At 65.4% G+C, this 25,701-nt stretch carries 24 protein-coding genes; 16 read left to right on the top strand and 8 right to left on the bottom strand.

Annotated features, from left to right (window positions below; genetic code table 11):
* Positions 1 to 118 precede the first annotated feature (118 nt).
* The 3 genes from CS1BSM3_RS01600 to CS1BSM3_RS01590 all read left to right on the top strand — a co-directional run bounded on the left by CS1BSM3_RS01600 (position 119) and on the right by CS1BSM3_RS01590 (position 3,263).
* Complete coding sequence (locus CS1BSM3_RS01600) at positions 119 to 1,477, top strand: porin (RefSeq protein WP_174263598.1); 1,359 nt, start codon at positions 119 to 121, stop codon at positions 1,475 to 1,477.
* A 214-nt stretch (positions 1,478 to 1,691) separates the two neighbouring features.
* The gene (locus CS1BSM3_RS01595; RefSeq protein WP_072385201.1) at positions 1,692 to 2,465 is read left to right on the top strand and encodes a YadA-like family protein; all 774 of its coding nucleotides are present in this window, start codon (positions 1,692 to 1,694) and stop codon (positions 2,463 to 2,465) included.
* 90 nt (positions 2,466 to 2,555) lie between these two features.
* The gene (locus tag CS1BSM3_RS01590; RefSeq protein ID WP_143149035.1) at positions 2,556 to 3,263 is read left to right on the top strand and encodes a hypothetical protein; all 708 of its coding nucleotides are present in this window, start codon (positions 2,556 to 2,558) and stop codon (positions 3,261 to 3,263) included.
* A 147-nt stretch (positions 3,264 to 3,410) separates the two neighbouring features.
* Here CS1BSM3_RS01590 and CS1BSM3_RS01585 read toward each other — a convergent pair whose 3' ends face one another.
* Entirely contained in the window at positions 3,411 to 4,454 is a 1,044-nt protein-coding gene (locus CS1BSM3_RS01585; protein ID WP_072385199.1) for a C-terminal binding protein, read from the bottom strand.
* A 231-nt stretch (positions 4,455 to 4,685) separates the two neighbouring features.
* Here CS1BSM3_RS01585 and CS1BSM3_RS01580 point away from each other — a divergent pair, with 231 nt between their 5' ends.
* From CS1BSM3_RS01580 to CS1BSM3_RS01550, 7 genes are all read left to right on the top strand, one after another.
* Positions 4,686 to 5,738, top strand: a complete 1,053-nt coding sequence (locus CS1BSM3_RS01580; RefSeq protein ID WP_072385198.1) for a zinc-dependent alcohol dehydrogenase family protein — start codon at positions 4,686 to 4,688, stop codon at positions 5,736 to 5,738.
* A 147-nt stretch (positions 5,739 to 5,885) separates the two neighbouring features.
* Entirely contained in the window at positions 5,886 to 7,385 is a 1,500-nt protein-coding gene (locus CS1BSM3_RS01575) for a CoA-acylating methylmalonate-semialdehyde dehydrogenase (RefSeq protein WP_072385197.1), read from the top strand.
* Between the two features lie 67 nt (positions 7,386 to 7,452).
* Positions 7,453 to 8,088 (top strand): glutathione S-transferase family protein, encoded by a 636-nt coding sequence (locus CS1BSM3_RS01570; RefSeq protein ID WP_072385196.1) that lies wholly within the window; start codon positions 7,453 to 7,455, stop codon positions 8,086 to 8,088.
* Positions 8,089 to 8,116: 28 nt separating this feature from the next.
* Positions 8,117 to 8,689 carry a carboxymuconolactone decarboxylase family protein gene (locus tag CS1BSM3_RS01565; RefSeq protein WP_072385195.1) on the top strand — a complete coding sequence of 191 codons (573 nt, stop codon included), beginning with the start codon at positions 8,117 to 8,119 and terminating at the stop codon, positions 8,687 to 8,689.
* Positions 8,690 to 8,702: 13 nt separating this feature from the next.
* Positions 8,703 to 9,953, top strand: a complete 1,251-nt coding sequence (locus tag CS1BSM3_RS01560) for an alkaline phosphatase family protein (protein ID WP_072385194.1) — start codon at positions 8,703 to 8,705, stop codon at positions 9,951 to 9,953.
* A gap of 31 nt (positions 9,954 to 9,984) precedes the next feature.
* Positions 9,985 to 10,470: a hypothetical protein gene (locus CS1BSM3_RS01555; protein ID WP_072385193.1), complete on the top strand. Its 486-nt coding sequence runs from the start codon at positions 9,985 to 9,987 to the stop codon at positions 10,468 to 10,470.
* A 36-nt stretch (positions 10,471 to 10,506) separates the two neighbouring features.
* The gene (locus tag CS1BSM3_RS01550) at positions 10,507 to 11,028 is read left to right on the top strand and encodes a macro domain-containing protein (RefSeq protein WP_072385192.1); all 522 of its coding nucleotides are present in this window, start codon (positions 10,507 to 10,509) and stop codon (positions 11,026 to 11,028) included.
* Between the two features lie 20 nt (positions 11,029 to 11,048).
* Here the strand turns inward: CS1BSM3_RS01550 and CS1BSM3_RS01545 are convergent, their stop codons facing one another.
* Positions 11,049 to 11,444: a hypothetical protein gene (locus tag CS1BSM3_RS01545; RefSeq protein WP_072385191.1), complete on the bottom strand. Its 396-nt coding sequence runs from the start codon at positions 11,442 to 11,444 to the stop codon at positions 11,049 to 11,051.
* 133 nt (positions 11,445 to 11,577) lie between these two features.
* On the opposite strand from CS1BSM3_RS01545, the gene CS1BSM3_RS01540 reads away from it, so the two are divergent.
* The gene (locus tag CS1BSM3_RS01540) at positions 11,578 to 12,417 is read left to right on the top strand and encodes a helix-turn-helix domain-containing protein (protein WP_072385190.1); all 840 of its coding nucleotides are present in this window, start codon (positions 11,578 to 11,580) and stop codon (positions 12,415 to 12,417) included.
* A gap of 157 nt (positions 12,418 to 12,574) precedes the next feature.
* Here the strand turns inward: CS1BSM3_RS01540 and CS1BSM3_RS01535 are convergent, their stop codons facing one another.
* Positions 12,575 to 13,780, bottom strand: a complete 1,206-nt coding sequence (locus tag CS1BSM3_RS01535) for an acetyl-CoA acetyltransferase (RefSeq protein ID WP_072385189.1) — start codon at positions 13,778 to 13,780, stop codon at positions 12,575 to 12,577.
* Between the two features lie 3 nt (positions 13,781 to 13,783).
* Positions 13,784 to 15,238: a hydroxymethylglutaryl-CoA synthase family protein gene (locus CS1BSM3_RS01530; RefSeq protein WP_072385188.1), complete on the bottom strand. Its 1,455-nt coding sequence runs from the start codon at positions 15,236 to 15,238 to the stop codon at positions 13,784 to 13,786.
* A 176-nt stretch (positions 15,239 to 15,414) separates the two neighbouring features.
* Here CS1BSM3_RS01530 and CS1BSM3_RS01525 point away from each other — a divergent pair, with 176 nt between their 5' ends.
* From CS1BSM3_RS01525 to CS1BSM3_RS01515, 3 genes are all read left to right on the top strand, one after another.
* On the top strand, positions 15,415 to 16,281 hold the full coding sequence (locus tag CS1BSM3_RS01525; protein WP_072385187.1) for an MBL fold metallo-hydrolase: 867 nt from the start codon (positions 15,415 to 15,417) through the stop codon (positions 16,279 to 16,281).
* Positions 16,282 to 16,346: 65 nt separating this feature from the next.
* Positions 16,347 to 17,102, top strand: a complete 756-nt coding sequence (gene blaOXA, locus CS1BSM3_RS01520) for a class D beta-lactamase (protein ID WP_174263597.1) — start codon at positions 16,347 to 16,349, stop codon at positions 17,100 to 17,102.
* A gap of 245 nt (positions 17,103 to 17,347) precedes the next feature.
* Positions 17,348 to 18,259 carry an MBL fold metallo-hydrolase gene (locus CS1BSM3_RS01515; protein ID WP_072385186.1) on the top strand — a complete coding sequence of 304 codons (912 nt, stop codon included), beginning with the start codon at positions 17,348 to 17,350 and terminating at the stop codon, positions 18,257 to 18,259.
* Here the strand turns inward: CS1BSM3_RS01515 and CS1BSM3_RS01510 are convergent.
* Positions 18,150 to 19,064 (bottom strand): DUF1499 domain-containing protein, encoded by a 915-nt coding sequence (locus tag CS1BSM3_RS01510; RefSeq protein ID WP_174263596.1) that lies wholly within the window; start codon positions 19,062 to 19,064, stop codon positions 18,150 to 18,152. The genes CS1BSM3_RS01515 and CS1BSM3_RS01510 overlap by 110 nt on opposite strands.
* Positions 19,065 to 19,230: 166 nt before the next feature.
* Here CS1BSM3_RS01510 and CS1BSM3_RS01505 point away from each other — a divergent pair, with 166 nt between their 5' ends.
* Entirely contained in the window at positions 19,231 to 20,616 is a 1,386-nt protein-coding gene (locus tag CS1BSM3_RS01505) for an aminotransferase (protein ID WP_072385184.1), read from the top strand.
* 48 nt (positions 20,617 to 20,664) lie between these two features.
* Here CS1BSM3_RS01505 and CS1BSM3_RS01500 read toward each other — a convergent pair whose 3' ends face one another.
* Positions 20,665 to 21,060, bottom strand: a complete 396-nt coding sequence (locus CS1BSM3_RS01500) for a carboxymuconolactone decarboxylase family protein (RefSeq protein ID WP_174263595.1) — start codon at positions 21,058 to 21,060, stop codon at positions 20,665 to 20,667.
* Positions 21,061 to 21,342: 282 nt separating this feature from the next.
* On the opposite strand from CS1BSM3_RS01500, the gene CS1BSM3_RS01495 reads away from it, so the two are divergent.
* Positions 21,343 to 23,934 (top strand): penicillin-binding protein 1A, encoded by a 2,592-nt coding sequence (locus tag CS1BSM3_RS01495; RefSeq protein ID WP_083528135.1) that lies wholly within the window; start codon positions 21,343 to 21,345, stop codon positions 23,932 to 23,934.
* Positions 23,935 to 24,259: 325 nt separating this feature from the next.
* Here CS1BSM3_RS01495 and truB read toward each other — a convergent pair whose 3' ends face one another.
* Entirely contained in the window at positions 24,260 to 25,183 is a 924-nt protein-coding gene (gene truB / locus CS1BSM3_RS01490) for a tRNA pseudouridine(55) synthase TruB (protein ID WP_072385182.1), read from the bottom strand.
* 1 nt (position 25,184) lies between these two features.
* Positions 25,185 to 25,628, bottom strand: a complete 444-nt coding sequence (gene rbfA, locus CS1BSM3_RS01485) for a 30S ribosome-binding factor RbfA (protein WP_072385181.1) — start codon at positions 25,626 to 25,628, stop codon at positions 25,185 to 25,187.
* Positions 25,629 to 25,701 lie beyond the last annotated feature (73 nt).

Below are 25,701 nucleotides of genomic sequence, written 5' to 3'. Positions count from 1 at the left end.
GGGATCGGTCCGACCCAAGCCGGGGGGATTGCGCTCCATGACACGACTGGTTTCGAGAAGGCCTCGTGCCACCCGCATTTGCGCCGCACTGCTCGGGTGCGCCATGGCGCTCGCAAGCATGAGCGTCGCAGTGCTGTCCGAGGGCGCGAAGGATGGTCCGCCGTCCGCAGCAAGCTCACTGAAGGACGGCGCCGACAACATCTGCAAGGCCTTCGGGCCCGACTACACCGCCGTCGGCGACAGCGGGCTCTGCGCCAGAATGGGCGGTGGCATCCTCGTCTATTCGGGCAAGGAGTTCACGGACCACGACGTCGTGATGCTCGGCCAGCGCATCCCGACATTGTTCAACACCGGCGCGGGGGCGCCGATCGTCTACTATCACAAGGACGACGTCAGCAAGCAGACCAAGAATCCCTCGGCTGGCGTGTACGCCTTCGCCCAGATGATGCTGCAGGCCCAGAACGAGGATATGGGCCTTCTGCGCGGCTTCATCCGCATCGCAGCAGATGCCCGCACGCACTACACCCATGACGGCGGCATGGTCTTCGATCTCAGGAAGATCGAGAACTCCTACTACTATGGCGCGCTCGACGAGGCCTGGGTCCAGTGGAACGGCTTCAAGCTCGGCATCCAGCCATCCATGTTCGGCTTCAATCGTCTGCCGAGCGTCGTGACCCCCGGCTACACGTCGATCGTCACGACTCTCGCCGCCTCATACACGGTCGGTCTGTCGCGCAATGCATCCATCAGCATTGCCATGGAAGACCCTACGCGGCGCCTCATGGGAGATGGCATTCTCGCGCGCCCTGGCCGAGGGGACATCCCGGACATCGTCGCCATGGCGCGCATCGCCACCCCGTCGACGCTGTATCATATCTCGGGCGCCATCCGTCATGCGGATGATCACGTGATGAAGGACTTCATCGGCGGTGATGAAAAGAGCGTGTGGGGCTGGGCCTGGTCCGCAGGCTTGCAGCACCGCGTGAAGTGGGAGGACCTTATCGGCCAGGGGGCGCAAGGCGTGTACGGGCGCTTCGGCCTCACGTTCGCCCAGGCTTCGGGCGCTCTCGGCTATCTCGGTGTTCCCTTCTTCGCACCGGATTATATCGCCGCCGGCGACGGGCGGATCTTCAATTCGACGGGATGGTCGGGGCTCGTTTCCTACGAGCACATGCTCGCGCCGCGCGTGAAGCTGAACCTCAATGCGTCCTTCTTCAATGTCTCGATGCACTCGAAAGGCGAGCCAGTGATCCCGGCCATCGATATGCCGGTCGCGCCGGATCTCGCATTCGAGGTTGATGTGCGCGGTACGGTTCTGCAGGCCGGCCTCGAATTCATACCGATGCCCAACATGGTGCTCGGCGTCGAGGGTGGCTACACGACGACCGAGGCCAAGGGCCGATACGTAGGCGTGAGCGGGGAAAAGGCGAGCGCGGGCTTCCCGCACGTCGGCGTGTACCTGCGCAAGTCGTTCTGATGGATGCCGACATGCCCGCAGGTACCCCAAAAAATTGCGCAATCTGCGTCGGCTTCTCCCGGAGCGAAAGTCATGCACGCGGCCGCGTATCGAGCATGGAGAGTGAGGTGCGTGAGTTGCCTGGCCGTGTCAGGTGCAGCTTTTAGGAACTTTGGAGAAGGAACGTAGAATGCGGGGATACTCGGGGTGCCGGTGGATTGGAGCACTGGCGATCGTGGGCGCGCTCTTTGCTGGCACAGGCAGCGCGCAGGCGCAGGTGGATTACGGCGGCAACACCGTGACAGGTAACTGGAGCACCGCCATTGGATATGGATCGACAGCCTCGGGCGATAATTCCGTGGTGGTCGGCTGGTTCGCGACGGCGTCGGGCACGAGCGCGATTGCGGTCGGCATCGGATCCTCGGCGACGCAAGAGGGCAGCATCGCGATCGGTGGCGGCGCTTCGAGCACGCACGCGAGCAGCATTGCAATCGGCGGCATGTCGGTAACGACGCGCGGCGCGCAGACCGACTACACGGCAGCCTATCTGACGGCGCCTCAGACATCAGTGGGAGAAGTGTCGTTCGGGACAGAGACGGGCGCACGCCAGATCACGGGCGTCGCGGCTGGTTCCGAGGCAACCGACGCCGTCAACGTTGCCCAGCTCCAGGGCGCCGTCGAGCCGCTCAGGACTGACCTCAACGCGCTCACCGGCCGCGTCAGTGGACTCGAGAGCCGTGTCGGTAGGCTCGAGACCCGAGTAGAGAACGTGCGCGACATCGCCATCGCGGCTGGCGCGCTCTCCATGGCAGCCGCCCAGCTCCGCTTCGATGACCGGCCGGGCAAGCTGTCGGTCGCCATGGGGGGCGGCGCTTTCCATGGCAAAGGCGCCGGCGCGATCGGCCTCGGCTACACGTCGTCGGATCGCCTGTGGCGCGCGAATGTGTCCGGGAGCTTCACTGACGGCGAAGCTGCATTCGGCGGCGGCGTGAGCTTCACGCTGAACTGATCGGGCGTTTCTGGGGGGAAGTGAGGGAGGGCGTGTCCTCGGACGCGCTCTCCCGTTGGCTCCCTTGATCTATGTGTATGGAGCTTGGTCGTGCAAATGCGTCCGCAGCATATTCAAGGTTATTCCATCGGCGTTGTGGCGCTCGTCGCCGTTGGCGGCTCGCTCACATTCGAGCCCGCCGGTGCGAGCGACCTCAGCAAGGAGCCACAAGCGCTCGTTCGAATGGCGCAGGCTACGGAGGCCAAAGGCAAGCAGCGCCTCGATACCTGGTCATCGTCCGTCAAGGCGCCCGAAGCCAAGAAGAAGCAGGCGGCTGCCGATCCGCCGAAGCCGGATGCGGACAAGGATCGCGGCACGCCTGCAGGCCAGATGCAGCCTCAGGTCCATGCGAACAACGGCGGCATCACGGCCTGCTTCGACACGCTCGCCCGCGCCTCGAGCCAAGCCGTGGATGGCGAGCATCAGGCCTTTTCCTTCTGGGATCAGAAGCGCCCGAATGACGGGACCTTCCGCTCGATCGTCTCGCTCCGCTATCCGCACGCCGCAGCGCCGCGCGGCGCTTCCATCATCATCAACAGCCCGGTCGGCGGCGCCTGCGAGGCGACGACCTTGCAAGTCATGCCGACGCTTCGTCCATGCAACGCCATACAAGCCGATCTTATGAAAAATGGGCGGGCCGTCGCCAATCTGGCCGGCCTCGCCCTCATCCAACTGCCGGAGGATCTCAGCTATCTGCTGCTTCCGACAGCCGGTGACGGATGCGCGATCGTGGCGATCCGCGCAATTCAATCGCGGTAGGTACCGACGTGGTCGAGCCGTGTAGCGACCGGCTCTGCCGCTTCGTCGCGTCATACGCCAAGCTGGCGTCGTGGACGCCGCGGGCATGGCATCACGAAGTGGTTGCGAAGCACCCCTTCCCAGCAGCCCGCGGCGCTAAACAAAGACTCAGCTATTCGGCCCGCGGTCCATCGAGACCGGCTGCCAGCGCCTGAGACCGCTCGCCGGCAGCACCGTTGGGTTCACGCACGACATCGGCCAGCGGCCCGTCAGCACGAGCGCGAGCTCCTGGCCGACGCGGCGCTTGCGCGCCGGATCGAAGCGCGCCGAGGCGGAAGCATTGTGGGGCGAGAGAATGACGTTGTTCATCTTCAGCAGCGGATTGTCGGGCTTCGGCGGCTCGATCTCGAACACATCGAGGCCGGCGCCTGCGATCCAGCCTTCCTGCAGCGCCTTGATCAGCGCGCTCTCGACGACCGTCGGCCCGCGCCCGGTGTTGATGAAGAGCGCGGTCTTCTTCATCTGGCGGAAGTGGTGCTCCTTGAGGAAGCCCACGGCCTCAGGCGTCGCCGGCAAGTGCATCGAGACGAAATCCGACTTGGCGAGCAGCTCGGAGAGGCTCGCAGGCTCGACGCCATGCGCCGAGATCGAGAGCTCGTCGAGGAAGGGGTCGTGGGCCATCAAGTGAAGACCGAAGGCTTTCGCGCGCGCAGCCGTCGCGCGGGCAACGCGGCCGAAGGCGATGAATCCGAGCGTCTGCCCTTGGAGGCGCGGCACCTGCAGCACCTGCGGCCGACCTTCCGACCAGCGGCCCTCGCGCACCATGCGGTCCTGCTCGAGCGCGCGGCGATGGGCGGCGAGCAGCAGCATCATGGCGTGGTCGGCCACCTCCTCGATGAAGGTGTCAGGGCAGTTCGTGACGGGGATGCCCTTCTCGGTGGCGGTGGCGACATCGACATAATCGACGCCGACCGTGCCGAGTGCGATCAGCTTGCACTTGTCGAGCGCCTGGATCATCGGGCGCGTGAACTTCATGGCCTTGGCATAGACCGCATCGACGCCCTTGGCCGCGGCGATGAAACCCTCTTCGCTCGCCGGGCACTCGATGATCTCGGCGTCGAGCCCTTCCAGGGCTTCCATCTCATAGCCATAGCCGCCGCCCGCGACCGTGAACGAGGCGCCGGCAGGCGTGAGGATCCTGAGCTTGGGCATGTCGTGCTCCCTGGATGGCGCTGCTCGGTGACCGGCAGCGAGCGTTGTTCTGACGGCGGACCCTGGCACGCCTGGGATGCCCAAGGCAACGGGGCGCGCCGCCATGCACGCCTGTGTTTCGCGAGGCGCGGGACGGTCCCCTGCTGACAAGCGCCGCCGATGCCGTACTGTGGTGGGCACAACAACGTGCGCCCGGTCCTGTAGCGAGGCGCAGCACCAAAGGAGGAAGCCATGAAATCAGCGGTCTTTGCCGGTGACAGGCGCGTGGAGCTCCGCGAATTCGAGGATCCGACGCCGGGACCGGGCGAGGTCGTTCTGGAGATCAAAGCCTCGGGCATGTGCGGCAGCGATCTCAAGTTCTACCGGGCCGCGCCGGGCGAGGCCGCCAAGCTGCTCGGGCTCGGCAATACGGGGGCCGTCATCGCCGGTCATGAGCCGTGCGGTGTCGTTGCTGCGGTCGGCAAGGGCGTCAGCGAGAAGGAGGCGCGCGTCGGCCAGCGCGTGATGGTGCATCATTATCGCGGCTGTGGCGTGTGTCCGCACTGCGCGACGGGCTGGATGCAGCTCTGCAACGAGGGCGTTGCCGAGATCTATGGCGCGACCGGCCACGGCGCTCACGCGCCCTACATGAAGGTGCCGGCGCGCACGCTCGTGACGCTTCCCGACGAGCTTTCCTTCGAGACAGGTGCGGCCATTTCCTGCGGCACGGGCACGGCCTGGGGTGCACTCAAGCGGCTCGAGCTTTCGGGCGATCAGACCATCGCGGTGTTCGGCCAGGGACCGGTCGGCCTTTCGGCAACTCAGCTCGCCGCGGCCATGGGTGCGCGCGTGATCGCGCTGGATGTGAGTGAGGAGCGGCTTGCCCGCGCAAGGGAGTTCGGCGCCGATCTCACCATCAATCCCGCGAGCACGAACGATGTCGTCGGCGCCATCAAGCAGGCAACGCACGGGCTCGGCGCGCATGCGACGCTCGATGCCTCGTCCTCTCCGGAGGCGCGGCGACAGGCTGTGCAGAGCGTGCGCACGTGGGGCAAGGCCTGCTTCGTCGGCGAGGGCGGGCAGGTGACGCTCGACGTAAGCCCCGATCTGCTGCGTCGGCAGGTGACGCTGATCGGCTCGTGGACGTTCTCGACGGTTGGCCAGGCGGAATGCGCGACATTCGTCGCCGACCGCAAGATCAAGGTCGATGATCTCTTCACGCACCGCTGGAAGCTCGAGCAGGCCGACGAGGCCTATAAACTCTTCGACAAGCAGACCACCGGCAAGGGCGTGATCGTGATGTAGCCGGCAGCATCCTTGCCCGGCGCGGGCCGGGCATCTGAGCCGCAGTTTGGCCGCCTTGCCGGGGCCTACCTCGGGGCCTAGTCTGGCGGCCGCCACTTCACCATGCATTCGGCGGCGACAGTAACTCTCGACAGGATCTCAAGTCCCATGGCGCAAGAGCTCACCCATTTCATCGGCGGCAAGAAGGTCAAGGGCACGAGCGGTCGCTTCGGCAATGTGTTCTGGCCCATGACGGGCGAGGTCGCGGCCCGCGTTCCCCTCGCGTCCGCGAGCGATGTCGATGCCGCTGTGCAGAACGCGCGCGCCGCGCAGCCGGCCTGGGCGGCCGTCAATCCGCAGCGCCGCGCCCGCGTGCTCGCGAAGTTCGTGGAGCTGCTGAACCGCGACATGGACAAGCTCGCGGATGTGCTGGCGCGCGAGCACGGCAAGACGGTGCCCGATGCCAAGGGCGATATCCAGCGCGGCCTCGAGGTCTGCGAGTTCGCGACCGGCATTCCGCATCTCATCAAGGGCGAGTACACGGATGGCGCCGGCCCCGGCATCGACATCTACTCGATCCGCCAGCCGCTCGGCGTCGTTGCCGGCATCACGCCGTTCAACTTCCCGGCCATGATCCCCATGTGGAAGTTCGCCCCCGCCATCGCGTGTGGCAATGCCTTCATCCTGAAGCCCTCGGAGCGCGATCCGAGCGTGCCGCTCATGCTCGCCGAGCTGATGATGGAAGCGGGCCTGCCTGCCGGCATTCTCAATGTCGTGAATGGTGACAAGGAAGCCGTCGACGCCATCCTCGACCATCCGCAGATCGAGGCCGTGGGCTTCGTCGGCTCGACGCCGATTGCGGCGTACGTCTATGCGCGCGGCACGGCATCGGGAAAGCGCGTGCAGTGCTTCGGCGGCGCCAAGAACCACATGCTGATCATGCCGGATGCCGATCTCGATCAGGCCGTCGACGCGCTGATCGGTGCGGGCTATGGCTCGGCGGGCGAGCGCTGCATGGCCGTGTCGGTCGCGGTGCCGGTCGGCAAGAAGACGGCCGATGCGCTCATGGACAAGCTCATTCCGCGCGTCGAGAACCTGAAGATCGGACCGTCGATGTCGCAGGAAGCGGACTTCGGACCTGTCGTCACGGCCGCGCATCTGCAGAAGGTCAAGGACTACGTGGACCTCGGCGTCAAGGAAGGCGCCAAGCTCCGCGTGGATGGCCGGAACTTCAAGCTGCAGGGCTATGAGGGCGGCTTCTACATGGGTGGCTGCCTCTTTGACGAAGTGACGCGCGACATGCGCATCTATAATGAAGAGATCTTCGGGCCTGTGCTGTCGGTCGTGCGTGCGCGGGACTACAGCGAGGCACTCGGTCTCGCGATGGATCATGAGTACGGCAATGGCGCCGCGATTTTCACGCGCGATGGCGACACGGCGCGCGACTTCGCTTCGAAGATCAATATCGGCATGGTCGGCATCAACGTACCGATCCCCGTGCCGCTCGCCTACTACACCTTCGGCGGTTGGAAGAAGAGCGCGTTCGGCGATCTCAATCAGCACGGACCGGACTCGATCCGCTTCTACACGCGCACGAAGACCATCACGCAGCGTTGGCCGTCTGGCGTGAAGGAAGGTGCGGAGTTCTCGATCCCGGTGATGAAGTAGCAGGGTCTCACAAGAAACCAGGCAACGTCTCGGCGAACAGAGGCGAGCCAGCAAAGGATACGCCCAAATGTCGTCACGCCTCACGATCTACGGCAGTTTCACGTCGAGCTCGAGCTACAAGCCGATGCTCTATCTCTCGCTCTCGCGGCTGCCGTTCTCCTTCCGCACGGTCAATCTCAAGAAGGGCGTGCAGAACGAGCCCGAGCACATTGCGCGCAATCGCTATGGCAAGGTGCCGGTCCTGCAGCACGAAGGCCTGACGATCGTCAACTCGAACATCATTCTCGACTACCTCGCGCGCACGACCGGCCACTTCGAGGGTGCGAACGAGCAGGAGCGCTGGACGGCGCGCGAGTGGTGCGCCTGGGAGGCTGATGCGATTAGCAATGTCGCGAAGGTGCGCCATTACAGCCGCTTCCGCGAGGTGCACCCCGAGGTCATGGCCTACTTCCGGCCCGAGGCCGAGGCGGCACTGACCTTCATCGACAAGTGGCTCAAGGGCCGGCAATGGCTCGTCGGCGAGCAGTGCACGATCGCGGATATCGCCTGCTGGGGGCGCATGGTGTTCATGGCCGAAGGCGGCCTCGACATCAACCGCTGGCCGAACCTGCTCGCGTGGTCGGAGCGGCTGAAGGCCATGCCCGGTTTCGCGCTCCCCTATGATCTCATCCCGAAGAAGGATCAGGAGTTCGACCCGGTATGATCGGGATCGAAGACAGCCGAGGAGCTCAATGACCCGCATTCCCTATCCCGACCTCGACAAGGCGCCCGCCGAGGTCCGCGAAATGCTCGCGCGCTTGCCGGCACCGGTCGGGATCTTCAACATGATCGCGCACGCCGAGACCGCGTTGAAGCCGCTCATGAAGCTCGGCGGCACGTTTCTCGGCAAGCTCAAGCTCGATCCGCTGTTGCGCGAGCTGGTCATCCTGCACGCTGTGAATCTCGAAGGTGGCGAGTACGAGTGGGTGCAGCACGTGCCGATCGTGCTGGCGCTCGGCGGCACGCAGGCGCAGATCGATGCGCTCAAGGCGGGTGATGACCGGGCTGCCTGCTTCAGCGAGGCCGAGAAGGCGGCGCTCCGCTTCACGCGCGAGGTCGTCGTCGATGTCGGTGCGTCGGAGGCTTCGCTCGCGGAAGCGCGCAAGCATCTCTCCGAGCGCGAGATCGTCGAGCTGATCCTCGTCGCCGGCTTCTACATCATGCTCGCGCGGCTGACGGAAACGCTCGATATCCCGAACGATCCGCCGATCGGTGACAAGCTCGTCAGCCAGATCGAGGCGCGTGTCGCAAGCAAGAAGAAGTGAGAGGGGAACCCGTATGAAGCGCGCGGTCTATGTCAACTGCGACGGCCTGTGCACCGACTGGATCAGTGCCGAGCGGACGCCGGCGCTTGCAGCGCTTTCCGCGCGCGGCCTGCGTTGCGCCGAGCACCGCGCGATCTTCCCTTCGGTGACGCGAGCGTCCGCCGCTGCGGTCGCGACGGGTTGCCGGCCGATCCGTCATGGTCTGCATGGCAACCGCATGGGGCTTCTGGAGGACGGACGCATTGTCGTGCGCGATGCCGGCCCGCCCGACTTCCGCGGCCACATGCGCAAGGCGCTCGGACGCACGTTGCGCGTGCCGACCATGTCGCAGCGCGTGGCGAAGCAGGGTGGTTTCGTCGCCTATTCGAATGTGTCGCCGGGTGCGGCGTACTTCCTCGATCCCGACGAGCACGGCGAGGTGCGCCATCGTGCCGGCTCCTACGGCCCCGGCGGATTGGTGGTGCCGCCGCTGCCGGTCAAGGCAGGTCTCCAAGGCGATATCGCCATGGCGGATCTCTTCTGTGACGAGGTGCTGCGCGGAAGGCCGCGCGCGATCTCCGTCATGTGGTTCGGCGATCCCGATCTCACCATGCACAACGCGCCGATCGGCTCGCCCGCGCACATGGCCGCGCTCGCGCAGATCGACGAGTTGGTCGGGAAGGTCGCGGCGACGGTCGATGCGCTGCGCGCCAAGGGCGAGGACATTCTTCTCATCGTCGGCTCCGATCACGGGCACGAGACCGTCGGCAACGGCATCAATGTTACCGCGTGGCTCGACGAGAATGGCTACAGCGCGCTGCGCGAAGCAGGTCAGCTCGGCTTTGCGACGCAAGGAACCGCGACGCTTCTCTACGCCATCGGCGAGGCCGAGCGCGTCGTGCAGAGTGTGCTCGGGAAGCTTAAGGACGAACCCTGGGTCGGCGGCATCGCGACGGGCGTGGAGCTGGAGCAGCTCGGCATTGCGCCAGAAGGCGGGCTCGTCGCGGGCATCAGCCTAGCCCGCAAGCCCGAGCCCAACGACTTTGGCGTCGCCGGGCAGCGGTGGGCCGCTTTCAATGGCTCGGAGTTCAAAGGTCTCGGCTTCGGCCAGCATGGTGGCTGGGGGCCGGACGAGACGCGGCCGTTCCTGATTGTCGATCATCCCGCCGGCAAGCCCGCGCGACGCACGGAGCGCACGTCGCTGATCGACATCGCGCCAACGATATTGACGTTCCTCGGCCTGCCTGCGGACGACATGGAAGGAAAGCCCATCGCCTGGGGTTGATCTCCGATCCACTGACAAGCGGTGTTGCCCGATGCACTACGAACGGACCGCCCGCGAGGACTTACGCTGGTGGGGACTGTTTCTCGTGGGCGCCATGTTTCTCTATGCCGGCTTGGTGGTCGACCCGGCGACGAACTGCGATCCTTCGGGACGCGAATGTGCGCCCTGGCTGGTGCCGATTGCAAGGTGGATGGGTGCCGTCTTCGGGCTCGCAGGGCTCGCGCACCTTGTCGCGAATCCGAGGCGCGGAAGCCGGATCGATCTCGTGAGCGGCGATCTGATCTGGTGGCAGAACCGGTTCGGCGCGAAGGGGGGCAAGGAAGGGCGCATTCACCCATCACGCATAAGTGCGATCCGCATCGTCTCGCAAAGCGACAACATGGACGAAGTCCATCTGTATGATCTCGATGGTGTGCGGCAGCCCTATTTCGACGGTGAGGTCATACCCTCACCCTTCGAGGCCTGGGCCAGGAAGCTCGCAGCGAGGTGGCCGCATATCCGGGTCGAAACCCAGTGATTGTCGCCGCGAGCCGGCCGGCGTGGAGGTAAAGCCATGTCGAAAGCACAAATCGACGTCATCCAAGGCGACATCACGCGCGTTCCCGCGGATGCGATCGTCAATGCAGCAAACAGCGCGCTCGCCATGGGTGGCGGCGTGTGCGGCGCGATCTTCCGCGCTGCGGGCGTTGCGGAGCTGAATGCTGCGTGCCGCGCGATCGGTGAATGCGCGACAGGACATGCGGTGATCACGCCGGCCTTCGGTATCAAGACGGCGCAGTTCATCGTGCACGCGGTTGGGCCGATCTATGCGGAGTACGTGCCGGAGAAGGCCGCGGCGGTCTTGCGCGGTGCCTATGCGTCGGCGCTCGAAGTTGCTGCGGAGAACGGCTGCCGCAGTATTGCCTTTCCCGCGATCAGCACCGGCATTTATGGCTATCCGCTGCGCGAGGCGTGCGCGGAGGCGGTATCGGTGTGCGCTGTCGAAGCGCCGCGGCACAATCTCGCGGTGAAACTCGTCGCCTTCGACGACACGACTGCGAACGCGCTGAGAGAGGCGGTCGCCCGCCTCTCTTGAGCTGGCCTGATTTGTACGTCTCAGGCGGTGGCCGTGTGAGGTCGCTGCAACGCATTGTGCTCGAGGAGTGCCAGCACGGCGACGACGGCGGCCTGTGCGAGAATGAAGATGGTGCCGAGCGCATTCGGCGCGACGAAGGCAAACACGCCGAGGCTCGCGATCACCCAGCCGACATTGCCAAGCACGATCAGCCAGACGATCGGGCGCGACGGCGATGACTGGAGGCCGGCGAAGATCATCAACGCCGCGACGGGGAACAGGATCAGGCCCGCCCAATAGAGCAGCGGCACCGGAATGCCGGTGAGACCGGCGACGAACTTCGATCCGAAAGCCATCAGGGCACCGGCGCCGACACACGTTGCGGCGTCGAGCAGGAGGATGTTCTGGAGGGTGTTGTTAGAGTGGATGGGGCTCATGGTGTCTCTCCGTGGGCTTTGTGAAGAAGCCTCGATGCGGCTTCATGCCCTCGAAGATGGCGACAGCCGTGCGTGTGGTCGATTACGCTCCAGGTAATTGGATCGAGATCAGGCCATCGCTAGGGTCGCCACCATGCCGAACGATGCACCCACTGCCGGAAACCTGCTGCGGACCTGGCGCCAGCGCCGCCGCATGAGCCAGCTCGAGCTGGCGCTCGAGGCCGAGGTCTCGCAGCGCCATCTGAGTTTCGTCGAGTCAGGACGCTCCGCGCCGAGCCGCGAGATGATCCTGCATCTGGCCGAGCGGCTTTCGATCCCGCTGCGCGAGCGCAATATCCTGCTCGTCGCAGCCGGCTTTGCGCCCATCTACCAGGAGCGCAGTCTCGATGATCCCGCGCTCGCCGCGCAACGTGAGGCGATCGATGTCGTTCTCAAGAGCCACGAGCCATTTCCCGCGCTCGCCGTCGATCGCTATTGGACTCTGGTTGCCGCGAACGCAGCGATCGGGCCGCTTATTGCCGGCATTGATGCAAAGCTCCTGGAGCCGCCGCTCAATGTGCTTCGGATCAGCCTCCATCCCGAAGGCATGGCGCCGCGGATCGTGAACTACGACGAGTGGCGCGCGCTCATCATCGCGAGTGTTGCGCAGCAGGTGGATGCGTCAGCGGATGCCAAGCTCAATGATCTGCTCGCCGAGCTGAAGGCCTTTCCGCGTCCTCGTGGCGGGGCGATCAGGATGCCGGCGCCCAAACGCGACTACGGCAATGTGGTCGTGCCGCTGCAACTGGCGACGCCTGACGGCCTGCTCTCGTTCTTCAGCACGGTGACCGTGTTCGGCACGCCGGTCGACATCACGCTCGCCGAGATCGCGATCGAAGCGTTCTATCCGGCCGACAAGGCAACGGCCGAGGTCGTGCGCAAGGCGGCTGCTGGCGCGAGGAAGCCGCCCATCGCTAGCGCGAGGCGGCCCTAAAGCAACGGACTTGAAATTCACCTCAGTTCGAGGCTGGGCGGGGAGTGAATTTCAAGTCCAAAGTTGCTTTAGAACATTATGAATCTAAAGCGTCTTTGGACCTTAAATGCGACTTTGAGATCGGCCCAGGCGTGGGTCGCATTTAAGGTCCGACGCTTTAGGCGCCGTAGCGGCCGATGATGGAGATCGAGCACACATTCTGGTGCGGGAAGCCGCCCAGATTGTGCGTGAGGCCGAGGCGCGGCTCGTCCTGGCGCTGACGGGGGCCGGCGCGGCCGAGCATCTGCAGATAGATCTCGTAGATCATGCGCAGGCCCGAGGCGCCGATCGGGTGACCGAAGCATTTCAAGCCACCGTCGATCTGGCAGGGCACGCCGCCATCGGCGTTATAGAAGCCGTCGAGCACGTCCTTCACCGCCTCGCCTTCCCTGGAGATGAAGAGGTCCTCCATGGTGACGAGCTCGGTGATCGAGAAACAGTCGTGCACCTCGATGAGCGACAGCTCCTTGCGCGGATCGGCGATGCCGGCTTCGGTGTAGGCGCGCTTGGAGGCCGTGCGCGTCGTCACGAAGTGGCTGCCATCCCAGGAATTGTGGCTCGCCTCCTGACCGTTCGAGACCGAGAGCTGGAGCGCCTTCACCGAGACGATGTCATGCTTGCCGAGGCTCTTCGCGATCTCGGGCGTCGTCACGATCGCGCAGGCGGCGCCATCCGAGACGCCGCAGCAATCATAGAGGCCGAGCGGCTCGGCGACGGTCGGCGCGCCGAGCACGGTGTCGATGTTGATCTTGTTGCGGAGGTGCGCCTTGGGGTTCTTGGCACCATTGTCGTGGCTCTTGACGGAGATCTGCGCCATGGCGCGCTTGATGTCCTCCTGCGCGACGCCGTGCTTGGTGCGGTAGGCGGCCGCGAGCTGGGCAAAGGCGCCGGGCGCCGAGAAGTTCGCCCAGGACATGGCATTTAGCACGCCGCGCGAGCGCTGCGGCAGGCCGCCATAGCCCGTGTCCTTGAGCTTCTCGACGCCCATGGCCAGCGCGATGTCGGCAGCACCCGAGGCGACGGCATAGACGGCGCCGCGGAAGGCTTCCGTGCCGGATGCGCAGTAGTTCTCGACGCGTGTCACGGGGATGTAGGGAAGGCGCAGCGCAATCGCGAGTGGCACGCCCGACTTGCCGACGTGCTGGTCCTCGATGGCCGTCGAGAGCCACGCAGCATTGATCTGCTTGGTCTCGATGCCGGCGTCGGCGAGTGCTTCCTCGTAAGCCTCGACCATGAGGTCGTCGGCTTCCTTGTCCCACCGCTCGCCGAACTTCGAGCAACCCATGCCGAGGATCGCAACCTTGTCCTTGATGCCCGAAGCCATGGCTCAGCTCTCCTTCGAGGATGTGGGTGCCGGTGCGGCTTTCCAGAAATAGCGGGTGAAACCGCGCTGCGTGTCGTGGTCCTTGATGCGGAACATCATGCGCATGGTCTGGCCGACTTCGAGCGCTTCGGCATCGACGTCGGTGAAGTCGAGCATCATGCGTCCGCCGCCATCGAACTGCACCATGCCGTAGCAGGCCGGCGGCGAGGGCGAGAACGTCAGGCGATCGGCGGTGAAGGAGTTGATGCGGCCGGCCTTGTCGGCGAACGCGTGCGGCACCTGCGAGTGCATGGCATTGCAGTTCGGGTTCACGCAGATGTTGGATTTCGGGATCTGGATCGTCCCGCACTTCGTGCATTCACCACCGAGGAAGCTCGTCAGCAGCGCGCGATTGCGCCAGAGCGAGGAGAGCGGCGTCTGCTTGTCCACTTCCGAGCGCATGCCGCGCTCGATCTCGACGAGATCGTTGATGGCGAGATAGCGATTGTACGAGGTCTCTTCCTTGCGGCGCGCGAGATGACCCTTGACGCCTGCGCGCGCGGGGAGCTTTGCGAGCTCCGCCGTGGCTTCGAGGATGATCGCGTCGGCGCCCTGGCCGAAACCCACGACGAGAATGCGGTCGCCTGTCTTGGCCTGCTCCAGCGTATGCCCGAGCAGCATGAGCGGGTGCGCGACGCCGGTTTCGCCGAGCTGGGCCTGAAGATTGTCGCGCACGCTCGTCTCGGGGAGTCCTGCGGCCTTGGCGATGGTGCCGGCAATGCGCGGTAGCGTGCCCGGCATGATGAAGTGCGTGATGTCGCTCGCCTGGAGGCCCGCGCGCGAGAGCGCCTCCGCGATGACCGGCGGCACGAGCTTCATGTAGCCTTCATCGCGGATCCAGCGCTCTTCCCACTGGTAGTCGAAGGGCTGATCGTCCGTGCGGTAGTGATCGACGAAATCGGCCGTGCGGCTTGCCGAGCCGACGAGGCGCGCGATGGCGGGGCCCTCGCCGACGAGCACGGCCGCAGCGCCGTCGCCGTTCGTCATCTCATAGGGGCTCGCGGTCTTGGCGCGGCGCTTCTCTGAGGCAATGAGCAGCGTCGGCCCGCCGCCGATGAGCGCATTGAGCAGCGCCGAGGTTGCCGCGCGCTGGCTTGCGGTCACGTCGAGGGCTGCGACATGGCTCGCGATGTCGAGGGCCTCGGCGACGATGCCGGCATTGAGGCGATCGCGGAAAGGAAATGAGGTCGAAGCGAACTGGAGGCCGCGCACGCTCTTGCGGTCGATCCCCGTGAGGCAGTCGCGCGCCGCCTCGACGGCCATGGTGACCGTGTCCTCATCCCAATTGCAGATGGCGCGCTCGCCCTTGGCGAGGCCCTTGAGGGCGGGATTGAACCAGGTGTTGGCGGTGGCGATGGCCTGGCGCTGCAGTCTGAGGCGCGGGATATAGGCGCCGTACGCCAGAATGCCGGCGGTCATGGGGGCTCCTTCAGCGTTTCCTCGGGCGCCTGATGCGCAATTTTCATCAAACAGTGCACCCACCATGCGCGAGCGTCAACGGCACCTGGGCGCATGCATATCAGCAGTATTGAATATTCGTCATTCGCCTTCTAAATGAAAGAGAATGCTCTAGCAGGGACGGAACGGAGGTTCCTATGCTCCATCCAGAGGTGTTCTCGTTCTTCGACGAGCCGACCAACACCGCGAGCTACGTGCTCAAGGATCCAGCGTCGAACGCCGCCGCGATCATCGACAGCGTGCTGGACTATGATGCAGCCGCCGGGCGCACGTCGACCAAGGCGGCTGACGAAGTCATTGCCTTCGTGAAAGAGCGCAGCTTCGACGTGCAGTGGTTGCTGGAAACGCATGTCCATGCGGACCACCTCTCGGCGGCGCCGTACTTGAAGGAAAAGCTCGGCGGGAAGATCGCGATCGGTGCCAACATCACGATCGTGCAGGACGTGTTCGGGAAGGTGTTCAACGCAGGCACCGAGTTCGAGCGCGACGGCAGCCAGTTCGATGCGTTGTTCAAGGACGGCGACCGTATCCGCGTCGGTGAGATGACGGGCCATGCCATGCACACGCCCGGCCATACGCCCGCCTGCATGACGTACGTCTTCGGCGATGCGGCCTTCATCGGCGACACGCTCTTCATGCCGGACTACGGCACGGCGCGGGCGGACTTTCCCGGCGGCAGCGCGCGCGATCTCTACCGCTCGATCCGCAAGGTGCTGGCGCTACCGCCCGAGACACGGCTCTTCCTGTGCCACGACTACAAGGCGCCGGGCCGCGACGCATATGCCTGGGAGACGACGGTCGCCGAGCAGCGCAAGTCCAACATCCATGTGCGCGACGGTGTGACGGAGGACGAGTACGTCGCCATGCGCGAGGCACGCGACAAGACGCTCGGAATGCCGAAGTTGATCATCCCGTCCATTCAGGTGAACATGCGCGCGGGCGATCTGCCGAAGCCCGAGGACAATGGCGTGCGCTATCTGAAAGTGCCGCTGAACAAGCTCTGAGTATGCGCAAAACAAGCCATTTAGGGCACTCGCGGCGCGACGTGCTGAGGGCGGGCGGTTGCTTTGTGGCCGCTGCGCTGGCCGGAACGGGCGCCGCAGGTGCCAGCGAGATCATCAGGCTTGGTGATGCCGAGGATGCGTTCGCGCGCGAAGGTTTTTCGGGGACGTTTGCTGCGTTCGACGCACGTGCCGATCGCCTCATCATGCTCAATGCGAGCCGCGCCGAGACGCGCTTCGTCCCTGCCTCGACGTTCAAGATCCCGAACAGCCTGATCGCGCTTGAAGTCGGTGCCGTGAAGGATGCGGATGAAGTGTTCCGCTATGACGGCAAGCCGCGCAGGGTCGCCGCATGGCAGAAGGATATGACGCTCGGCGAGGCCGTGGCGGCCTCGAATGTGCCGGTCTTCCAGGAGATCGCGCGGCGCGTCGGCCTCGAGAGCTACAAGGCCTGGCTCGCGAAGCTCGACTATGGCAATCGCGAGACCGGCGAGATCGTCGATCGCTTCTGGCTCGATGGGCCGCTGGCGATCAGCGCGATCGAGCAGGCGCGCTTCCTTGCGCGGTTCGCCGAGCAGACCCTGCCCATGAGCGCGCGCTCGCAGGCGATCGTCCGCGACATCATCCGCATCGAGGAGAAGGACAGCCGCGCGCTGTTCGCCAAGACCGGATGGGATGGCAAGATCGGCTGGTGGGCGGGCTGGGTCGAGCGAGGGGATCGGAAAACCGCCTTCGCGCTGAATATGGATATGAGCAAATCCGCAGATGCGCCGAAGCGCATTCAGATCGGCAGGGCCCTGCTCGCGCATCTCGGCGTCTACTAGGCCTGCGCGCCTGCCGATGGTCAATCGGCGCCGCCTCGGCTATGACAACAGGCTAGTGTGATGATCGAGAAATTCGCCGCCTCTCGCGGCACAGTAGGGAGCGAATTTCTCGATCTGAATCACACTAGTAAAATTGTGATTCTAGTGTCCCCATTGATTCCGAAGTTCGCTCGGCACACCAGCATCGAGGTTTGGCGAACTTCGGAATCGGGACACTAGATTGACGTGAGCGCAGGACACACCAGATGGCCGAAGAGCTGCCCTTCCGCAAAGAAATCGAGTTCGCTTATGGCGAGGCGAAACAGCTCGCGCCGGGCATCGTGCGCATTGTCGCCAACAACCCGAGCCCGTTCACCTACAAGGGCACGAACACCTATCTCCTCGGCGAGGGCCGCGAGGTATTTCTCATCGATCCGGGTCCAGCCGACGCGGCGCATCTCGACGCCATCCTTGCCGCGCTCCAGGGCCGCAAACTTACGCACATCGTCATCACGCATACGCACCACGACCACGTCGATGGCCTCGATGCGCTCAGGGAGCGCACGGGCGCGCTGACGGCGGGCTTCGGCCGTACGGTCGCCAACCCCGGCCGCACCAAATCGAGCCCGGCCGGCGGCGAGTACGTGGAGAATGATTTCAGGCCCGATATCGTGCTCAAGGACGGCGACCGCCTGGAGGGCAGCGACTTCGCGCTGCAGGCCCTGCACACGCCGGGCCACGCGCCGGACCATCTCTGCTTTGCGCTCGAAGGCACGCGGCTCTTCTTCTCGGGCGATCACGTCATGGGCTGGAATACGAGCGTCGTCGCGCCGCCCGAGGGCAGCATGAGCGCCTATCTCGGGGCGATGGAGCGCCTGCTCGAGCGTAATGACGAGATCTACTTCCCGGGACACGGCGGGCGCGTGTACGAGCCGCAACGGCTCGTGAAGGCCTACATTCTGCACCGGCGCATGCGCGAGCAGTCCATCCTCGAATGCGTCAAGAACGGGCAGACGACGATCCCGGAAATCGTCGCCGTGATCTATCGCGGGATCGACCCGAGACTCGTCAAGGCCGCGTCCCTTTCTGTGGCAGCGCACGTCGAGCATCTGGTTGAGCGGGGCCTGCTCCGCTGCGAGGGGCCTGTGCTGGATCCTGTGCGCCTTTCCGTGCCCTAGTCGGCACCTTCGTGCCGCGCGCCTTGGCTTTGCCGCGTGGCGCGGCAGCGGTCGGAACGGTGGCGTCGAGCCGCGCCCGCAGCTCCGCGTAGAATTCCTTGATGCGGCTCGCATTGCGGCCGAAGTCGTGGTGGCCGTAGCGCGACAGCGAGCGGATGTCGACGCGGGTCGAGCCGCCGTCGTTCTCGACGCGCACGACCACGTCGTCCGTGAAGCCGAGAATGAGCGTGCGGTCCTCGGCCTCGATGTGACCGGCGGTGCCGTCAGCCTGCGGCGGCTCTTCGGTGACAATGCGCCATTTGAGACGGCGCGCGGCCTCGCCGACCGCGTCGAAGACTTCTTCGGCGGCGCGATCGAGGATCAGCGGGCGGACCTCAGGGTAGTAGCGCTCCTGCATCTCGGCGAAGTTCGTATGGTAGGCGATCGAGTTCGCCGCCTTCGGCCGGTCGCGGGCGAGTGCGGCGAACTCGGGCGGGTGCTCGGGATCCGTCGTGATGTCGTTGATCGGGGGCAGCCTGAAGAAGATGGGAGCGACGCTCGCAGGCCATGCGAAAATCGCAAGGCTGATTGCCACACCGGCGGCGGCGCTCCATGCGCCAGCCGAGCCCTTCCGCCAGATCACGATGCCGGCCACAATGCCGCTGATGAGCGCCAGGCCCGCCCCCGCAAATCCCGTGAGCACGAGGCCGATGGCGAGCGGCGTCTCGATGCGGCCAAGCCTGTGCAGGACGAGCGCGAGCAGGATGAGCACGGCGCTGAACAAGGCAATGCGCCGCGCCGTTGTCGCGAACTTCGTCCGGGGCATTGAGGCAGCCAGCGTCATGGCGTCGGCGGATCGTCCCAGGTGACCGGCATCTTTGACTGCAAAGTGCGCAAACGTTGTGCGCTCCACAGCCCTTATCGGCTTTGTCAGCCGCCCCGTCCGCGCTACTCATAGTCGCGGTTCCCGTCAAGAACAGGACATAGGCGCAATGGCTACGCTCACCAACTTTGCCGCCCGCGACGTCGAGACGCTGCTGCATCCGGCGACCAACCTCGCCTCGCACCGCACGACCGGCCCCATGCTGCTGGAGCGCGCGGAGGGCATTCACGTGTGGGATGCGGCGGGCAAGGAGTACATCGAGGGCCTGGCTGGACTGTGGTGCACGGGTCTCGGCTACGGCAATACCGAGCTGGTCGACGCGGCAGCCGATCAGATGAGGAAGCTCTCGTTCACGCACCTCTTCGGCGGGCGCAGCCACGAGCCGGCCATCCAGCTCGCGGAAAAGATCAAGGAGATCGCGCCCTGCCCGACCTCGAAAGTGTTCTTCACGAGCTCGGGCAGCGAGGCCAACGACTCGCAGATCAAGCTCCAGTGGTACTACAACAATGCCATTGGGCGGCCGAACAAGAAGAAGATCATCTCGCGCCTGCGCGCCTACCACGGCGTGACGATCGGCTCCGGCAGCCTGACCGGCATTCCGATCTTCCACGCGGACTTCGACCTGCCGATCCCGGGCATCCTGCACACTGATACGCCGCACTACTGGCGCTTTGCCAAGGACGGCGAGAGTGAGGAGGAGTTTGCGTCGCGCCTTGCGGGCAAGCTCGAAGCCCTGATCGAGCGCGAGGGGGCCGACACCATCGCCGCCTTCATCGCCGAGCCTGTCATGGGCGCGGGCGGCGTGATCCTGCCGCCGAAGACCTACTTCGAGAAGGTGCAGGCGCTGCTGCGCCACTACGACATTGCGTTCATCGCCGACGAGGTGATCTGCGGCTTCGCGCGCACCGGCAACATGTTCGGATCGCAGACTTTTGGGATGACGCCGGACACGGCGTCCATGGCCAAGGCGATCACGTCCGCCTATATGCCGCTCGGCGCCGTGACGGTGCCCGAGCACGTCTATCAGGCCATGGTCGACGAGAGCAAAAAGCTCGGCATGTTCGCCCACGGCTTTACCTACTCGGGTCATCCCGTGGCGTCGGCCGTGGCGGTCAAGACGCTCGAGATCTACGAGCGCATCGACATCGTCGGCCATGTGCAGAAGGTGGCGCCGACTTTCCTGAAGCGTTTGAAGGAGTTCGACAGCCATCCGCTGGTCGGCGAGACGCGCGGCGTCGGGCTGCTCGGCGGCATCGAGCTCGTGAAGGACAAGAGGAGCCGCCAGTCCTTCGATCCGCGCCAGGGCGTCGGCGCCAAGGTGAGCGTCTTCGCCCAGGACGAGGGCCTGATCTGCCGTGCCGTCGGCGGTGATACGATCGCGCTCTGCCCGCCGCTCGTCATCAGCACCGAGCAGGTCAACACGATGTTCGATCGCATGGCGCGCGCCCTCGACCGCGGCCTCGACTGGGCCCGCAAGGAAGGCATTGTCGGCTGATTGCTGGATTGTGGCCGGCGCGGTCCGCGCCGGCCATACCGGCCTTGGTCAGCCCTTGCGCTGGATAAGGCCGCGCTCGGCCAATACCTCCTCGGCGACCTTGAAGGCCTCGATCGTCGCCGGAATGCCGCAATAGGCGACGGTCTGGTAGAGCACCTCTTGGATTTCCTCGACGGTGCAGCCGTTGTTGATCGCCGAATTGACGTGGAGGCGCAGCTCGGCGGGTTTGCCCATGGCCGTCAGCATGGCCATGCAGAGCATGCTGCGGACCTTGCGCGGCAGGCCCGGCCGGGCCCAGATGTCACCGAACGCGTAGGTTTCGGAAAACTCTCTCAATGGCCTGTTGAAATCGTTCGTCGAAGCATCGCGCCGCTCGAGATAGGCGGCGCCGATGACCTCCCCCAGAATCTCCCGGCCCTTCTTGCGCTGGTCCTCGATGTCCATGGTGTTTCCCCATTCTGTGCTGTCGTCGAGGCGCCAACTCTCGATCCAGGGGCCCGGCGAAGCAAGAAGATGGACAAAATGGGGGCGGGCAGAGGCGCATTAACCACGCACGCGCAGGTCTTGTGCAATGGCCGGCAGAATGCTGCGGACATTCACCCCGCTGTGACCTGCTAATGACACAATCGATTGTAACCTCGGGATGAAACCGGGAGGCGTGCTTGCTTCTCCGTACGCCGGGGGCTAGACAGAGCCATCCGTGCACGACCGGATCGATCGAGATTTATGAGACCACCCCCGATATTGCCGCCCGTGGAGCGCAAGCCGAAGCGCAAGCGCCGCAGCTTTCTGCTGAGCCTCCTCGGGTTTGCATTCGCCTCGGGCGTGGTCCTCTTCCTCGCCGGCTCCGCGGTCGGCGGCTACTTCCTTTGGAAGGCCTCGGCTGATCTGCCGAGCCATGCGAGCCTCGCCAACTACGAGCCGCCGATCACGACGCGCATTCACGCCCATGACGGCTCGCTGATCGCCGAGTACGCGCACGACAGACGCATTTTCGTGCCGATCAACACCGTGCCCAAGCTGCTGATCGGCGCCTACCTCTCGGCGGAGGACAAGCGCTTCTTCGAGCACAACGGCCTCGATTTCGTGGGTATGGCGCGCGCGGGCCTTCGGTATGCGACCAATCTGGCGCAGGGCGGCCGGCGGCGTGCGGAAGGCGCCTCCACGATCACGCAGCAGGTTGCCAAGAACATGCTGCTGACGAGCGAGCGCACGGCCGATCGCAAGCTCAAGGAAGCCATCCTCGCCATCCGCATCGAGCGGTCGTTCTCCAAGGAGAAGATCCTCGAGCTCTATCTCAACGAGATCTACCTCGGGCTGAACACGTTCGGCGTGGCGGCGGCGGCGCTCACCTATTTCAACAAGGAGCTGAGGGATCTGACGCTCGAGGAAATGGCCTACCTCGCGTCGCTCCCGAAAGGCCCCAACAACTACCATCCCTTCCGGCGGGCCAAGGAGGCTGTAGCCCGGCGCAATGCCATCCTCGCCCTCATGGCCGAGAACGGTTACATCACCGATGCCGAAGCCTCTGCAGCACAGGCCAAGCCGCTCGAGGTCAACGTCCGCAACTTCGGCACCCAGATTCGCGCCGCCGACTACTTCGCCGAGGAAGTGCGCCGCACGCTCATCGCCCAGTTCGGCGAGCAGAAGCTCTACAGCGGTGGCCTTTCCGTCCGCACGACGCTCTCGCCCCGCCTGCAGGATCTCGCGCGCCGCGCGCTCGTCGAGGGCCTCGTCGCGTTCGACCGCAAGAGTGGCTGGCGCGGGCCCGTCGACAAGATTGCCGTCACGGGCGACTGGGGCGTGCCGCTCGGCGCCATCGACACGCCGAACGATATCCATCCGTGGCGCCTAGGGGTCGTGCTCAAGGCCGAGCGCGAGAAGGCCGTGGTTGGGCTGCGGCCGGCACGCCGCCAGGACGGCAGCCTCGTTCCCGAGCGTCAGGCCGTCGAGGTGCCCTATGAGGAGGTCCGCTGGGCCAACAGGAAGCCCGGCAAGCCGCCGGGCGCCGGCGATGTCCTGAATGTCGGCGATGTCATCTACGTTGCGCCCAAGAACCCCGATGAGACGCAGGGCGTGTGGTCGCTCATGCAGATCCCGGAGGTCGGCGGTGGCATCGTCGTCATGGATCCGCATACCGGCCGCGTGCTGGCGAGCATCGGCGGGTTCTCTTTCGCGCTGAGCCAGTTCGATCGCGCCGCGCAGGCGCGTCGCCAGCCCGGATCGTCCTTCAAGCCGTTCGTCTATGCCGCTGCCCTCGACAATGGCTACAAGCCGACGAGCGTGATTCTCGATGCCCCGATCACCATCGAGCAGGGCGCCGGACTCGATGTGTGGCGGCCGAAAAACTACAGCGGCCAGTTCTATGGGCCGACGACACTGCGGGTCGGCATCGAGCACTCGCGCAACCTCATGACGGTGCGTCTTGCGCAGGACATGGGCATGCCGCTCGTGACCGAGTATGCGCGCCGTTTCGGCGTCTACGATGAGCTGACGCCTGTCCTCTCGATGGCGCTCGGCGCCGGCGAGACGACGCTGCTCAGGATGACCGCTGGCTACGCCATGCTCGCCAATGGCGGCCGCCAGGTGCGTCCGACGTTCATCGATCGCATCCAGGATCGCTGGGGCCGCGCCGTCTGGCGGCACGACGATCGCGGATGCCAGGACTGCCAGCAGGCAAGCTGGAACGGCCAGCCGGAGCCCGAGCTTGCCGATGACCGCAAACAGATCATCGACCCGCACACGGCCTACCAGATCACTTCGATGATGGAGGGCGTCGTGCAGCGTGGCACGGCGACGGCGCTCCGCTCGGTCGGCAAGCCGCTCGCCGGCAAGACGGGCACCACCAACGACGCCAAGGATGCGTGGTTCATCGGCTTCTCGCCGGACCTCGTCGTTGGCGTGTTCGTCGGCTACGACATCCCGAAGCCCATGGGCAAAGAGGCGACGGGCGGCGCGATCGCGGTGCCGATCTTCGGCTCGTTCATGAAGATGGCGCTCGCCGACAAGCCGGCGACGCCCTTCCGCATTCCGCCCGGCATCAAGCTCGTTCGCGTGAACCCGTCGACCGGCCTGCGCGTGCAGTCGGCCGATCAGCGCAGTGTGCTCGAGGCTTTCAAGCCGGACGAGGAGCCGGATGATCCCTACTCGATCATCGGCTTCACCGACGAGACCGGCGGCTTCGTGCAGCAGCAGCAGCCCGATCAGGAGGGCGGCCAGCAGGGACAGCCCGGTGGCGGCTGGGCCCCGCGCACGGAGCGCGGCGGTGGTCGCGGCGAGGATGCGCGCGCGCTCAGCACGCGGCGTGGGCTCTGGTAGGCGCTACTCGGTCCGCAGGGACGGCGGCCAAAGCAAGCGCTTGGCCGTTCACCGAAGGGCAGACGTCCCCCCAATGAATTCCCAATGAATGCTGCATTCAGAGCGAGTTCACGGCCACCGGCGCATGATCGGTGTACCCTGGAGAAACCATCTTCCCCGGCGTGAAGATTTGAGGCGCGGAGCCCAGGGTCTCCGCGCCTCATGCGTTTATTTCGCTCACGCCGCTATTCGCTTCGCTCATCGGCTCCGCGGGGGCGGCGCCAGCGCCGGCGCGCCCCGCGCGCTCATGAACTGCCAAGGCGGCGTAGGCGAGATAATCTCGCTATCAGGCCTGATTGAAGACGCGCAGCGGGCGCAGCTCGCCACGCTCGATCTCGCAGAGCGCGATCAATGTACCCTTCGAGAGAGCAAAGGCCTCCCCGCTCATCACCGGCGCATCGCGCCCGCGCAGCAGCACCGGCTGGCCGCGCGCGAGGCGCGCCGCATCCGACTGCGAGACGTTGACTTCGAGCAGCTCGGCGAGCGCGCTCTCGACCGGGCGCAGCAGCGTCTTGATCTCGGCGCCGCCGTCGTCGTGGCCAGCCGCAGCTTCCAGCTCCTCGATGGTGACCGCTTGTGCTTCCTCGAAGGGCCCGACACGCGTGCGCCGGAGCGCCGTCACATGGCCGAGACAGCCGAGCGTGCGGCCGATGTCGCGGGCAATGGCGCGCACGTACGTGCCGCGGCCGCATTCGGCCTCAAACACCGAGGTCTCGTGATCGGGCATCTCGACGAGCTCGAGACGGTCGATCTGCACGGGGCGCGCTTCGAGCTTCACGGTCTCGCCCTGGCGCGCGAGGTCATAGGCGCGCTGGCCGTCGATCTTGATCGCGGAGAAGGCGGGCGGCGTCTGCAGGATCTCGCCGAGGAAGCTCGGCAGCAGCGCCTCGATCGAAGCGCGGGTCGGGCGCAGGTCGCTGCGCTCGACGATCTGGCCCTCGGCGTCGTCGGTGTCGGTCTCGGCGCCCCAGCGGACCGTGAAGCGGTAGGCCTTCTGGCCGTCGACCGCGTAGGGCACGGTCTTCGTCGCCTCGCCAAGTGCGATCGGCAGGATGCCGGTCGCCAGCGGGTCGAGCGTGCCGGCGTGCCCGGCCTTCTGCGCCTGAAAGAGCCAGCGTACTTTGCCGACAGCCTGCGTCGACGTCATACCGACGGGCTTGTCGAGCACGACCCAGCCGTTGATCGGATTGCCCTTCTTGCGGCGCGCCACCTTATTCATCCCCCTGCACGTCGTTCTTGCCCTTCACGTCGCGTCTCACCCGCTCGCTGTCGAGCAGGCGATCGATGCGCGTTGCTTCCTCGAAGCTCTCGTCCTCGCGGAAACGGACGTCCGGCGCGAACTTCAAGTTCAGGGCACGGGCGACCTCGCCGCGGATGTATTTCTGATTGCGCCTCAGCGCCGCGAGCACGGGCGCAACGTCGTTGCCGCCGAGCGGCATGACGTAGACGGTCGCGAGCTTGAGGTCCGGCGACATGCGTACTTCGGGAATGGTGACCACCGCGGCGGCCAGCACGTCGTCATGGATGTCGCCGCGCGCCAGAAGCTCGGCGAGGCGATGGCGTACAAGCTCGCCGACCCTGAGCATGCGCTGCGACGGGCCGGCGGAAGCGCCATGAGCCGACCCGCGGCCGGCGCTCGATTTCTGTCGTGACATTCTCAACTCTGGCACCGGGCTCGGACCGTCGCCAGCTCCTCAATAATTCCAGTTCGACAATTTGCCGTATGCG

The sequence above is a fragment of the Hyphomicrobium sp. CS1BSMeth3 genome, assembly GCF_900117415.1.
GTDB lineage: Bacteria > Pseudomonadota > Alphaproteobacteria > Rhizobiales > Hyphomicrobiaceae.
The sequence above is the reverse complement of the archived record's forward strand: the minus strand, read 5'-3'. Positions and strand labels throughout refer to the sequence as shown.

Excerpts from the sequence above, each read along its gene's own strand:
- CS1BSM3_RS01600 (WP_174263598.1), top strand. The coding sequence starts at position 119 with ATGAGCGTCGCAGTGCTGTCCGAGGGCGCGAAGGATGGTCCGCCGTCC.
- CS1BSM3_RS01585 (WP_072385199.1), bottom strand. The coding sequence starts at position 4,454 with ATGCCCAAGCTCAGGATCCTCACGCCTGCCGGCGCCTCGTTCACGGTC.
- CS1BSM3_RS01580 (WP_072385198.1), top strand. The coding sequence starts at position 4,686 with ATGAAATCAGCGGTCTTTGCCGGTGACAGGCGCGTGGAGCTCCGCGAA.
- CS1BSM3_RS01575 (WP_072385197.1), top strand. The coding sequence starts at position 5,886 with ATGGCGCAAGAGCTCACCCATTTCATCGGCGGCAAGAAGGTCAAGGGC.
- CS1BSM3_RS01570 (WP_072385196.1), top strand. The coding sequence starts at position 7,453 with ATGTCGTCACGCCTCACGATCTACGGCAGTTTCACGTCGAGCTCGAGC.
- CS1BSM3_RS01565 (WP_072385195.1), top strand. The coding sequence starts at position 8,117 with ATGACCCGCATTCCCTATCCCGACCTCGACAAGGCGCCCGCCGAGGTC.
- CS1BSM3_RS01560 (WP_072385194.1), top strand. The coding sequence starts at position 8,703 with ATGAAGCGCGCGGTCTATGTCAACTGCGACGGCCTGTGCACCGACTGG.
- CS1BSM3_RS01555 (WP_072385193.1), top strand. The coding sequence starts at position 9,985 with ATGCACTACGAACGGACCGCCCGCGAGGACTTACGCTGGTGGGGACTG.
- CS1BSM3_RS01550 (WP_072385192.1), top strand. The coding sequence starts at position 10,507 with ATGTCGAAAGCACAAATCGACGTCATCCAAGGCGACATCACGCGCGTT.
- CS1BSM3_RS01545 (WP_072385191.1), bottom strand. The coding sequence starts at position 11,444 with ATGAGCCCCATCCACTCTAACAACACCCTCCAGAACATCCTCCTGCTC.
- CS1BSM3_RS01540 (WP_072385190.1), top strand. The coding sequence starts at position 11,578 with ATGCCGAACGATGCACCCACTGCCGGAAACCTGCTGCGGACCTGGCGC.
- CS1BSM3_RS01535 (WP_072385189.1), bottom strand. The coding sequence starts at position 13,780 with ATGGCTTCGGGCATCAAGGACAAGGTTGCGATCCTCGGCATGGGTTGC.
- CS1BSM3_RS01530 (WP_072385188.1), bottom strand. The coding sequence starts at position 15,238 with ATGACCGCCGGCATTCTGGCGTACGGCGCCTATATCCCGCGCCTCAGA.
- CS1BSM3_RS01525 (WP_072385187.1), top strand. The coding sequence starts at position 15,415 with ATGCTCCATCCAGAGGTGTTCTCGTTCTTCGACGAGCCGACCAACACC.
- CS1BSM3_RS01515 (WP_072385186.1), top strand. The coding sequence starts at position 17,348 with ATGGCCGAAGAGCTGCCCTTCCGCAAAGAAATCGAGTTCGCTTATGGC.
- CS1BSM3_RS01510 (WP_174263596.1), bottom strand. The coding sequence starts at position 19,064 with ATGCCCCGGACGAAGTTCGCGACAACGGCGCGGCGCATTGCCTTGTTC.
- CS1BSM3_RS01505 (WP_072385184.1), top strand. The coding sequence starts at position 19,231 with ATGGCTACGCTCACCAACTTTGCCGCCCGCGACGTCGAGACGCTGCTG.
- CS1BSM3_RS01500 (WP_174263595.1), bottom strand. The coding sequence starts at position 21,060 with ATGGACATCGAGGACCAGCGCAAGAAGGGCCGGGAGATTCTGGGGGAG.
- CS1BSM3_RS01495 (WP_083528135.1), top strand. The coding sequence starts at position 21,343 with ATGAGACCACCCCCGATATTGCCGCCCGTGGAGCGCAAGCCGAAGCGC.
- rbfA (WP_072385181.1), bottom strand. The coding sequence starts at position 25,628 with ATGTCACGACAGAAATCGAGCGCCGGCCGCGGGTCGGCTCATGGCGCT.